The following is an 11,077-nucleotide window of genomic DNA, read 5'->3' as shown; positions in this document are numbered from 1 at the left end:
CTGCCCAGGACGCCCTGTTCGACCTGGCGGGAGGCGCATCATGACCACGTCTTTCTCCGCCCTCCCCTTCTCGGGGAGGGACTCAAGAAGAGGAGGAGCCAAAGAAGCCGTGACGGATCCGGTCGCAATCGAACTGGCTCGCTTATCTCCCGCAGACAGCGCAGCTCCTAGACGAGATCGACCAGGAAAGGAGGCGTGAGTCTTGACGCGGACCGCGAAGGAGGCCAAAGCGCTGATCCGGGACGCCGAGCGAACCGGGCTGAAGGTTGAGCAGCGCGGTGACCGCTGGCACATCACCAACCCTGTCACCGAAGCGCAGGTGTTCCTTCCGCTCATGGTGACCGGGCGAAGCGTGACGAACTACCGGTCAGAGATCCGGCGCCTCGGAACGCCTCCCGCTCCGATGGTCGCCGCTACCCAACCCCCACAGCAGGAGCCCGAAGTGGCGATGCCCATCGAGGAGCTACTGGACCTCGCCGCAAAGCAAGGCGTCCGGGTCGAAGACCGCGGCGGAGTGCTGCGCGTGTCCTCGCCGATGGAGGCCGAACCGCTCGCCCGCCTGGTCCGGGACCGCTCCGCCGAGGTCCTCACCCATTTGAATCCCCCAGTTGAGGAGTCGCCCGTGCCGAAGGTCAGCGAGATAGCCACCGTGACCGGCAACCTTCCCGTCCGGGACATAGCCGCTGACGCGCGCCGGCTGTGGCAGGTCGTGCGCGGCCTGGCCGCCACCCAGGACCATCCGCCAGGCCAGAACGCCGGCGCGGTTGGCGCGATCTGGCACGGGGCGCTGCTGCGAGTGCTGAAGGAAGCCTTCTCCGACTGGGACACCGACTGGAGGCGGGACGTATCCACCTACCTGGAGCGGACCAACCACATGAAGTGCCAGTCCCGGTCGGCCTCGCCGCCGGTGTGGTGGGTGCGAGACGAGTGGAACGACGGAGGACTAACTGTGACGAAGGCGCCCGCCAAGACCACGAAGCCGAAGCCCGCTCCGGTGGCGAAGCCGGCACCGAAGGAGACGCCCGCCGCGCCCGTTGAACTTCCCGACGCGACCGACCCGCTGACCATGCTCACCGCCGTGGCCAAACGAGTCTCCGACGCCGAGACCCGAGCCGACGAGGCCGAGCTCATGGTCGCCACGCTGGAGGAGGAACTGGAGCGAGTTCGCGGAGAACGAGACCAGTACAAGGTGCAGGTCGAGCAGATCAACAACGCGTTCAAGGTGCTCGCTGGAGGCACACAGTGACCTCTGCGCCGAGCATTGGCCGCTTCATCCTCGCCTACGACGAGTTCCTACAGCGGCCCGACCTCGCCGACCTGCTCCCGCTAATTCGTGACGCCTTCCAGACAGCCGGCTACACGTGGCTGCTGGATCAGAACGAGGCTGCGGCCGTTCAGGTTTATGAAGACATGTCTCAGTTAGCAGCAGGCGGCGAAGGGGTGATTAACCTCGCTCCCGCGCAGCATCCGGACTGGGTTCGGCTGGGCCTTCTCGCAGCTCTGATCACGTGGTGTTCTGGCAGGTCTGGGACGTGCACCCACGTTCCGAACCCGATGCGTCCTCAACCTGTGGCAGCCGCTGCGTGGAAACCCAACCTAGTCGTGTGCGATGCGTGCAGGCATCTGCTCTCCATCCCACGTGGTTCCGCGAAAGACCGAACCTGCGACGGTTGTGGCGTCGTCACCAAAGGCGTCGACCATGGTGACCCGATCTGGCCCGTCTCGGTCGCGCACGGAGGATTCCTCTACCTCGTAGGCGTGTGCGCGTCCTGCCGGTACTGGGAGGAGTAAGTGCTCTCAGGACTCAGCAGGAGAACCAGAAGCAGCAGCGGCGATGCGGCGGACCTGTTCGCGTGTGAGACCCAGTTCAGCGGCGATGTCCTTTTGCGGCACGTCCTGTTCCCTGGCCTTCAGGATTTCTCTGCCCAGTTCGAGGCGAGCTGCAGCGACGAGTGCTCTGGCCTGGGCTTCCGCTTCGCGAAGGGCGGTCTTGGCCTGGCGGATACCGGTCATTCGGTCGGACACCTCCTTATCATCGCACCCCTGGTGAGGCCACCTTAGCATGTTGCATCCACATGCAGCTAGGCATACATTGGCTAGGCCACATCGAATGTTGCACAAGATTGAATGGATCCCGAACGGGTGTGCCCTGCATCCCCCAGCCCGTTGCCCCAAGTCAAAGCACGTGTAAGGAAGGTCCCCAGCGGTTGAACATCAAAGCCGTCCCCCTGACCTACAAGGGGATCAAGTTCCGCTCCAGCCTGGAGGCGGACTGGGCCGCCACATTTGACGACCTGGGCATCTACTGGCAGTACGAGCCGCTGGTGATCCAGCTTCCCAGTGGCCAGATGTACTTGCCGGACTTCTACTTGCCGCTCCTGTGCTGCTGGGCGGAGGTGAAGGGCCCGCGCTGGGAGCGCCTCGACAAGGCGCTGGAACTCCGCAAGAGCCTCACCGACGAGGCGCCGTGGCTGTGGCGTCTGGTCCGCGTCATCGTCCTGGAGGCCGCCGGGCCGGGCGACGCACTGTCCTGGCAGGCCCCCGATGACCGGCAGCTGTGGCTCACGGACTGCTCTGAGTGCGGCCTGTGGGGGTGGGTTCAGGACGACCTGACGTGCTGGCGCTGTGGGCACGTCGGCGGCGGCAAGCACTTCCGGTACTGGCCGGCCACTGCCGCGGCCCAACTGCCTGAGGGGATGCGGCCGACCTACCGCATGACTCGTGCGCCTCGTCCTGAGCCCACCGGCAAGTCCAAGGGAGGCAAGTAATGACCCGCCGTCTGGGGCCGTACGCCCCGCTGTCCGCCACCTACGCCACCGATGACGCGATCATCGAGGCAGGGGAGAAGGCCGAGCTGCTGTACGTGCGCGGGCTCGCGTTCTGCGCGGCGTCGGAGTCGGACGGGTTCATCACCCGCGCTCAGCTCAAGCGGTTCGTCGGCGCTGGCATGGACGACGTCATGGACCGCGCGGCCTGCTTGGTCGAGTTCGGTCTGTGGGAAGAGGAGGCCAGTGGGTTCCTCGTCCGGGCGTGGTTGAAGTGGAACGCCTCTGCGGAAGAGCTGGGGCGCGCTCGCCGCAAGGACCGGGAGCGTAAGGCCGCCAAGAAGGCCGAGCAGATCCAGCCGGAAGACGTCTTGGAAGACGATGAGACCCCCTCTTCGGAATCCGCTGACGATTCCGCACGGATTCCGGCCGGAATCCAGTCGGAAGACGACGCGGAATCCGGTGACCGCTCCGAGGGGAGTCCGGATGGATTCCAGCCTCGCGCGGGCGCGCGCGTAGAGGCGCGCGCGCGTAATTCACTCCACTCCACTTCACTTAACGAAAACTCCCCCAGCCCCCAAGGGGGAGCACGCGGCTTGCGCCGCGCGGACAGTGAGACCAAGTTCGAGGAGTTCTGGAAGAACTACCCCCGCAAGGTCGGCAAGCCCGACGCCCGTAAGGCGTGGGACAAGGCCGTCAAGGCCGGAGCCAACCCCGACGACATCATCGCGGGCGCCGTCAACTACGACCGCGACCCCGTCCGCCGATCCAGCGAGATCAAGTTCACCGCGCACCCGACCACGTGGCTCAACCAGGGTCGCTGGACCGACGAAGTCGCCGTCACGGCCTCCGGCAACAGCAGCGGATGGTGGAACAACTGATGGACACCCTCACCGAACTCGTTCTGCCCAAGCTCGACGGCGTCCGCAGCCAGTACGGCGGCTTCATGGCCCGCTGTCCTGCCCACGATGACGGCAAGGCCAGCCTGTCGCTGACCCGCGGCAAGGAGCACCCGGTGGTGTTCCACTGCCACGCCGGGTGTGAGCGAGACGACATCCTCGCCGCGATCGGCCTGGACTGGACCGACCTGTGTAAGCCTCGCGCGCAGGAGGACCAGCAGGAGCAGCGGGGCGAGTGGACGCCGCGCGGCATGGCCACCGCGGTCTACGACTACATCGACGAGAACGGCAACCTGCTGTACCAGGTGCTGCGCACCGCCGACAAGCAGTTCCCCTGCCGCATACCGGACGCCTCCCGGCCGAAGGGCTGGGACTGGCGACTCGGCGACACCCGGCGCGTCCTGTACCGCCTGCCTAAGGTCATCGAGGGCATCCGCGACGGCCATGTCATCTTCATCGTCGAAGGCGAGAAGGACGTCCACGCCCTCGAAGCGCAGCAGCTCGTGGCGACCTGCAACCCCGGCGGCGCAGGCAAGTGGCGGGCCGAGTACTGCGAGGTGTTCCGCGACGCCGACGTCACGATCATCTGTGACCGCGACAACCCCGGCGAAGCCCACGCCCGCCAGGTGCGCGACATGCTCACCGGCATCGCCCGGTCCATCCGCATTGTCGAGCCCGCGATCGGCAAGGACGCCGCCGACCACTTCGCTGCGGGCAAGAAGCTCCAGGACCTGGTGGAGACCTGGACCAGCGAGGTCAAGACCACTCCGGACCTGGCGCCGGACCTGTGGGAGTTCCTCGCCACCGAGGACCCCGACTACGACTGGGTCGTCCCGGGGCTGCTGGAGCGCGGCGACCGCCTCGTGTGGACCGGCTTCGAGGGCCTCGGCAAGTCCATGGCGATCCGGCAGATGGCCGTCATGATCGCCGCAGGGCTGCACCCGTTTAAGTGGACCGAGATCCCCAAGATGCGGGTCCTGCTCATCGACTGCGAAAACTCCGAATCCCAGTCACGCCGCAAGTTCCGCCCGCTGGCCGAACTGTCGATCACGTCCCGCCACCGCGTCCCGGACGGCGCACTGCGTCTCATCCACAGGCCCGCCGGAATCGACGTGTCCCGCTCCGACGACGCAGCCTGGCTCCTGGAGCGGGTCACCGCCCATAAGCCCGACGTGCTATTCATCGGCCCCTTCTACCGGCTGCACGCCGGGAACATCAACGACGAGGCCGCCGCCCGCCACACAGTCGGTGTCCTCGACGCCGCACGTGCCGCCGCGAACTGCGCCCTGGTCATCGAAGCCCACGCTGGGCACGGCGAGCAGGGCAAGAACCGCTCCGTCCGCCCGGTCGGCTCCAGCCTCCTGCTGCGCTGGCCTGAGTTCGGGTTCGGCATTGCCCCCGCCTACGAACCCGACCCCGGTGAGCCGTGCCGGACGGTCGACGTCAAGGCGTGGCGCGGGGCCCGCGACCAACGGGACTGGCCGACCCAGCTGCGGTGGGGCGGCGAAGGCAACTGGCCCTGGCAAATCCCCCCAGGCCCCAACTACATCCCGCCCAAGGGCTGGGAGCCCAACGGAAGGAACAACTGATCATGTCCGCACCGATCACCCTCACCGGCCGCCTGGTCCGTGACCCTGAGCTGAAGTTCACCACCACCGGCAAGGCCATCGCCCGGTTCACCGTGGTCACCTCCCGCCGCCGTAAGAACGGCGACCAGTGGGAGGACGTCGACACGACGTTCTGGCCGTGCACTGCGTGGGACCAGCTCGCCGAGCAGGTGTGCGAGAACTTCCGGCAGGGCTCCGCGGTCATCATCAGTGGCTCGGCCTACCAGAACGAGTGGGAGAAGGACGGCGAGAAGCGCTCCCGCATTGAGGTCCGAGTCGATGCGGCCGGCGCGAACCTGCGGTGGGCCAAGCCTGCCGACCGGATGTCGTCCTCGACTCCCGCGGGGGACCCGTGGGCGAACGGAGGAACGCCGGATGCTCCGCCCTTCTGAGGTCGGTCTCTGCCCAGACTGCAGTGGCGGCTTCCCCGGAGACGTGCCGGACGACCTGGTGTGTACGTGCGGCGCTACCTGGGCCCAGGTCGGCTTGGTACCCCCGTGGGTGCCAGCGATGCGTGAGCTGATCGGAACGCTCGCCGAGATGCTCGACCGTCCCGGACCGCCTGACCCTGTCCCCGTTTGTCCCCAGGTTGGGGACACGACTGTGGAGGAGCATCCGTGATCGCCCTGGACCGGCTACTGACGAAGCCGGGACCTCCGGACTCGCCCACCCCCAAGATCAACGACGAGGAGAAGCCGTGACCCGCCTGGCGCCCCCCATCCCGTACTACGGGTCGAAGCAGACCCTGGGGCCGCGGATCGCGTCGCTGCTGCCCGTCCACCAGCACTACGTCGAGCCGTACGCCGGGAGCCTGGCCGTCCTGCTGGCCAAGCGGCCCAGCCGGATGGAAACCGTCAACGACTTGGACCAGGACCTCATGGTGTTCTGGAAAGTGCTGAGGGACCGCACCGATGAGCTGGAGCGGGTCTGCGCATTGACGCCGCACGGCCGCGCCGAGTACGAAGACGCCCGGGACGCCGACCTGACGGGGCTTCCGGATCTGGAGCGGGCCCGCCTGGTGTGGGTGCGCCTGACCCAGGGTCGGGCCGGGACACTGCGTAAGACCGGGTGGCGCCACTTCCAGGACGCCTCCACCTCGGTCACCGGGATGCCGCGCTACCTCGCCGGGTACGTGTCCCGCCTGTTCCCGGCCGCCGAACGGCTGGCCTCGGTGTCGCTGGAGTGCCGCCCGGCGCTGGAGCTCATCGCCGCCTACGGCCGCCACCGCGGGGTCCTGCTGTACGTCGACCCGCCCTACCTCGGCTCGACCCGCGCCCGCAACTACAGGCACGAGATGGAGTCGGAGGCGGAGCACCGGGAACTGGCGGCCGCCCTGAAGGTGTGCAAGGCGGCCGTGGTGCTGTCGGGCTACGACTCGCCGCTGTACGCCGAGCTGTACGCCGGATGGGAGCGCGTCGAGCTCAACGCCTTCACCGGCCAGGCTGAGGAGCAGCAGAACCGCACCGAGGTCCTCTGGTCGAACCGGCCCTTCCCGAACGTCACCCCGGCGCTCTTCGAGATGGCTGTCCCTGACCTCGCCGAGATCACTGACAAGGAGTCCTCCTGATGACCAAGGTCGTCTACCGCAGCGCTCACCCCGACGTCCTCAAGATCTGGGGCGACTCCGACGCCGCCACCCAGGACTGGCAGACCCAGGTCGAGGCATTCCTTGACGAGCACCGCCTCACCGGCCGCAACGTCTACTTCAGCGACGCCTCCAGCGCCATCCTCGGCGTCGAGCACAACGAGAACGAGGAAGTGCCGCCCGGGTGGCGCGTCCACCGCACCCACGGCTACCTCGTGCCCCGCCTCACCACCAAGGCGGGCAAGACCGCCAACACTCGCCTGGACGAGCTCAAGAGACCGGATCCGCGTGACGAAGTCCCCGGCATGCCGAAGAACTGCCTGGTGGGCGCTTCCTTCATGACCTGCGGGATGCAGGTCATGGGCGGCGTCCTGTACGTGACCTGGCCGCGGCCGATCCCTGAAAGCCAGGTCGACCTGGCGGTCTGGGAGCCGGTGAAGCTCAGCGAGTACTACGCCGCCATCGAAGCTGCCGAAGAGGTGCCCGCGTGACCCGCGTCTGGCCTTCCCGTGAGGAGTGGGCGGCTGCTGCCGAACGGTCGGTCCGTACGGCCTGCTTGCCGCTGGAGCGAGTACCGGAAGGCGCCGAGCACTACCTGACCGCCGACGAGGTCGCCGAGATGGACCGCCTCTACGTGAGCCTGTCCGCATCGGTGCGGGCGCCACTCACGGCGGAGATCAAGCGGCTCCAGGAGCAGCTGCCGTGGCCGCCGCCGGCGAAGCCTCTCGACCGGTCCCGCTGGCACGACGCCCTGACGGCCGAGCAGCAGGCCGCATGGCAGCGGTTCTGCGAGCTGCGCAACGCCCGCCTGGATGTCGGCCGCCGCGCCAAAGGGCAAACCGATCAGCTCATCGGGTGGGCGCGGTTCCCGCTGGAGCACAGCGTGCTGTCCGCAGACGTGGCCCCGCTCGTTCCGGACACCGAAGAGCTGGGGCGCCTCGCCGAACTGGAAGCGAAGTACAGGCGGCTCCGCGAGCAGGCCGCCCAGGACGCACTTGACGCCGCGATCGCCCGGACGGTGGCGGAGCGCAACTCCGACGAAGGCTGGGCCCGCGAGTTGGAGCGGCGCGCCCGCATCGACGGTGGTCCGGTCGTCCACGTCGTCCGCCTAACCCCCACCAAGATCACCGACAAGGAGAGCTCAATGACCGCCGACGAATGGAACGCGACCTTCCCGGTCGGCAAGCCGGTCCTGGCGTGGCCGGGCGCCCGCGACGCCGAGCCGATGAGGACCCAGACCCGGACGCCGGCGTGGACGCTCGGGTCCGGCACTTCCGTGGTCTCCGTCGAGGGCTACCCGGGCGGCATCGCCCTGACCCACGTCGAACCTGTCCGCCCTCAGGGCGGGGAGACCTCCGAGGCGTCGGCCTGATGCACCTGCGCCACCGATGGGAGACCGTCGAGGCGATCGGCCTCGTGGTGGTGCAGCGGTGCCGGGTGTGCGGCAAGGCGCGGACTAGGGTGCGGTGACCAGAGGGGCGGAAGTGGCCCGGGAAGGCACCCAGAGGCCACGCTCCCGCGAGACAAAGTGTTCGCCGTCCACGCCTGAGGGGTGACCGGTTTAGAGCTTCTGGAGGGATTTCAGGACCTCTTGTGACGGCCTTCGATTTGAACTCCAGTTCCCAAAGTGATCAAGAAAGCGAACTCATGATCGGAAAGAAGGCAGTGTGCTGACTCTCATGGACTGGTTCTGCGGAGCTGGCGGCAGTAGCCAAGGCGCCCACGCGGTGCCCGGCGTCACCGTGACCCGGGCTGCGAATCATTGGCAGCGGGCCATCGAGTCTCACGCGGCGAACTTCCCCGACGCGGACCACTACCGCGGCGACATCCGCACCGCCCCCGTCGAGCGCTGGCCCGTCTGCGACCTGTTCTGGGCCTCTCCGGAATGCCCCCAGTGGAGCAACGCCCGCGGCAAGCCCCGCGACTTCACCCACTCCCAGCAGGGCGAGCTGTTCGGCCCCGAGAAAGACGAGGAAGCCGAACGTTCCCGGGCCCTCATGGAGGAAGTTCCCATGTACCTGCGCGGGGTCCAGGACCGCGGAGGCCTCGTCCTGGCCGGCGTCGTCGAGAACGTCGTGGACGTCCGCGCGTGGGATCAGTGGGACCGGTGGCTCGGCGAGATCCGCGCCCTCGGCTACTCGACGCGCGTCATCGCGATGAACTCGATGCACGCCGACCCCACCGCCGTTCTGCGCGCCCCGCAGTCCCGGGACCGGCTGTACGTCGCCTACTGGCACGTCTCCCTCGGACGGACCCCGGACTGGGACAAGTGGCTGCGCCCACGAGCCTGGTGCCCGGACTGCGAGCAGTGGGTGCGCGCCGTCCAGGTGTTCAAGACGCCCGGCGCCGACATGGGTCGCTACCGGCAGCAGTACGTCTACCGGTGCCCCCGCACGGCCTGCCGCAACGCCATCGTGGAACCCGAGGCGCTGCCCGCCGCTGTCGCGATCGACTGGTCCCTGCCTGGCCAGCGGATCGGCGACCGGGCCAAGCCGCTCGCCCCCAAGACGCTCGCCCGCATCCAGGCCGGGATGGAGAAGTACGCCCGGCCACTGATGGTCCCGGCTGGCGGAACATGGCGCGAGGACGCTGTCCCGGTCACCGAGCCGATGCCGACGAGGACCACACGGGAGAACGACGGCATCGCCGTGCCGCCGATCCTCGTTCCCGTCGAAGGCCGCGACGACAAGGTGGCCAGCCCCGCCGCCGCGCCGCTCCGCACCCAGACCGCCCGCAACGAGACCGGCCTGGCGTGGTTGCCGTTCATCGCCGAGCTGCGCGGCGGCGGATCCATCGCCCGGCCGGTGTCAGAAGCCCTGGCCACCGTGACCGCTTCCGGCAACCACCACGGCCTCGTCGCCCCGGCCGGATTCGTCATGCGCAACAACACCCCGCGCGGCGGCCTTGGCCAGATGTGCACATCCTTCGACGAACCGCTGCGCACCCTCACCACCGCAGGACACCAGTCAGTCGTCACCTGGGAGCACCTGCTCGTGCCGTACTACGGGAACGGCGCCGCCCGCAGCACAGCCGAACCGATCGGCACACTCACCACCTGCGACCGCTACGCCCTCGTCCGAGGCGACATCAACCTCGACGACGTGCTGTTCCGCATGCTGGAACCGCACGAGATCGGCCGCGCCATGAGCTTCGCCGACGACTACACCGTCCTCGGCAACAAGCGCGAACGGGTCCGCCAGTACGGCAACGCTGTCACCCCGCCCGTGGCCGAGGTCATCGTGTCTGCCCTCGTCGAGGCGATCACCGGCGAGGACCTGGAGCGCGTGGCATGAGCTACGACATCTGGCTCGAAATCGACACCGGCGCTCCCGAAGACGAGTTGCCTATGGTGGTCGAGATCGGCAACTACACCTCCAATGTATGGCCCATGTGGATGGAGGCTCTGAACGGCGTCCGCTTAGCGGAGTTCCACCGCGCACCGTGCTCTGAAGCGGCCGGGCCGCTCGCCGAAGCCGTCACCCGCATGGAAGCCACTCCTGCCATCTATCAGGCTATGAACCCCGAAAACGGGTGGGGCAACTACGAGGGCGCCCTGGCGTACCTGCGCCGCCTGGCAGAGGCGTGCGCCAAGCATCCGAAGTGCCGCATCTACATCAGCCACTGAGCCAGTAACCCGATGTCTTCGCCCGCCCTCACCTGAGGGCGGGCCTACCCCAAGCAAGGAGAAACCCCATGGGTAGATCACTGTCCGCGAAGCTCGTCTACGGCTACGACCTCGGTGGCGGCGAGGACGAATGGAACGTCCGCGAGGTCGACGAGTACGGCGGGCTCACGGTCGCCTGGTTCGACGAGGACGACAACGACTTCGTCGGGGCGGCGCAGCGGCGGCTTCTCGCGGCGGCAGGCTTCACCGAGACGTGGGAGACGAGGAAAGACGACGGCTACTACGGGCGTGAGCGGGAGGCCGAAGCGAGCCTCGGCGTGAAGTTCGGCTGGTACGGGGTGAGCGACTACTCGGAACACGTCTTGGTGGCCCACGAGATCAAGGTCTGCGGCGCAGAGCCTGTCGACCTCGCCGGGTTGGCCGTCCACCCGAACCGGGCGGCATGGGACGCCGCCCTGTCGTCCGCCCTGGAAGCGCTTGGCATCACCCCGACTCAGGAGCAGCCCGGCTGGCTCCTCTGCGCCTACTACGGCTGACCTCGCCTACCCCCGACGACAAGGACACCAGTAATGACCGAGCCGATGCTCCTCCCGACC

At 67.9% G+C, this 11,077-nt stretch carries 12 protein-coding genes; 11 read left to right on the top strand and 1 reads right to left on the bottom strand.

Annotated elements, in window-relative coordinates:
- Positions 1–202 precede the first annotated feature (202 nt).
- The gene (locus tag AB0N02_RS46885; RefSeq protein WP_363961607.1) at positions 203–1,246 is read left to right on the top strand and encodes a hypothetical protein; all 1,044 of its coding nucleotides are present in this window, start codon (positions 203–205) and stop codon (positions 1,244–1,246) included.
- 551 nt (positions 1,247–1,797) lie between these two features.
- Here AB0N02_RS46885 and AB0N02_RS46880 read toward each other — a convergent pair.
- Positions 1,798–2,013: a hypothetical protein gene (locus AB0N02_RS46880; RefSeq protein WP_363961605.1), complete on the bottom strand. Its 216-nt coding sequence runs from the start codon at positions 2,011–2,013 to the stop codon at positions 1,798–1,800.
- Positions 2,014–2,207: 194 nt separating this feature from the next.
- Here AB0N02_RS46880 and AB0N02_RS46875 point away from each other — a divergent pair, with 194 nt between their 5' ends.
- The 10 genes from AB0N02_RS46875 (at position 2,208) to AB0N02_RS46830 (ending at position 11,017) form a co-directional block, all read left to right on the top strand.
- Positions 2,208–2,768, top strand: a complete 561-nt coding sequence (locus tag AB0N02_RS46875) for a hypothetical protein (protein WP_363961603.1) — start codon at positions 2,208–2,210, stop codon at positions 2,766–2,768.
- On the top strand, positions 2,768–3,646 hold the full coding sequence (locus tag AB0N02_RS46870) for a hypothetical protein (protein ID WP_363961601.1): 879 nt from the start codon (positions 2,768–2,770) through the stop codon (positions 3,644–3,646). The genes AB0N02_RS46875 and AB0N02_RS46870 overlap by 1 nt, the downstream gene beginning before the upstream one ends.
- Positions 3,646–5,253, top strand: coding sequence for an AAA family ATPase (locus AB0N02_RS46865; protein ID WP_363961599.1), 1,608 nt, complete (start codon positions 3,646–3,648; stop codon positions 5,251–5,253). The genes AB0N02_RS46870 and AB0N02_RS46865 overlap by 1 nt, the downstream gene beginning before the upstream one ends.
- Before the next feature lie 2 nt (positions 5,254–5,255).
- Entirely contained in the window at positions 5,256–5,663 is a 408-nt protein-coding gene (locus tag AB0N02_RS46860; protein WP_363961597.1) for a single-stranded DNA-binding protein, read from the top strand.
- A 305-nt stretch (positions 5,664–5,968) separates the two neighbouring features.
- Positions 5,969–6,838 carry a DNA adenine methylase gene (locus AB0N02_RS46855; protein ID WP_363961595.1) on the top strand — a complete coding sequence of 290 codons (870 nt, stop codon included), beginning with the start codon at positions 5,969–5,971 and terminating at the stop codon, positions 6,836–6,838.
- Positions 6,838–7,347, top strand: a complete 510-nt coding sequence (locus tag AB0N02_RS46850; RefSeq protein WP_363961593.1) for a hypothetical protein — start codon at positions 6,838–6,840, stop codon at positions 7,345–7,347. Before AB0N02_RS46855 ends, AB0N02_RS46850 begins: the two co-directional genes overlap by 1 nt.
- Positions 7,344–8,228 (top strand): hypothetical protein, encoded by an 885-nt coding sequence (locus AB0N02_RS46845; protein ID WP_363961591.1) that lies wholly within the window; start codon positions 7,344–7,346, stop codon positions 8,226–8,228. The genes AB0N02_RS46850 and AB0N02_RS46845 overlap by 4 nt, the downstream gene beginning before the upstream one ends.
- Before the next feature lie 295 nt (positions 8,229–8,523).
- Positions 8,524–10,149 carry a DNA cytosine methyltransferase gene (locus tag AB0N02_RS46840; protein WP_363961589.1) on the top strand — a complete coding sequence of 542 codons (1,626 nt, stop codon included), beginning with the start codon at positions 8,524–8,526 and terminating at the stop codon, positions 10,147–10,149.
- The gene (locus tag AB0N02_RS46835) at positions 10,146–10,481 is read left to right on the top strand and encodes a hypothetical protein (RefSeq protein WP_363961587.1); all 336 of its coding nucleotides are present in this window, start codon (positions 10,146–10,148) and stop codon (positions 10,479–10,481) included. The genes AB0N02_RS46840 and AB0N02_RS46835 overlap by 4 nt, the downstream gene beginning before the upstream one ends.
- Before the next feature lie 68 nt (positions 10,482–10,549).
- On the top strand, positions 10,550–11,017 hold the full coding sequence (locus AB0N02_RS46830) for a hypothetical protein (protein ID WP_363961585.1): 468 nt from the start codon (positions 10,550–10,552) through the stop codon (positions 11,015–11,017).
- Positions 11,018–11,077 lie beyond the last annotated feature (60 nt).

The organism is Streptosporangium sp. NPDC051022, from assembly GCF_040683035.1.
GTDB lineage: Bacteria > Actinomycetota > Actinomycetes > Streptosporangiales > Streptosporangiaceae > Streptosporangium.
This window is presented reverse-complemented; position numbering and strand designations above follow the sequence as displayed.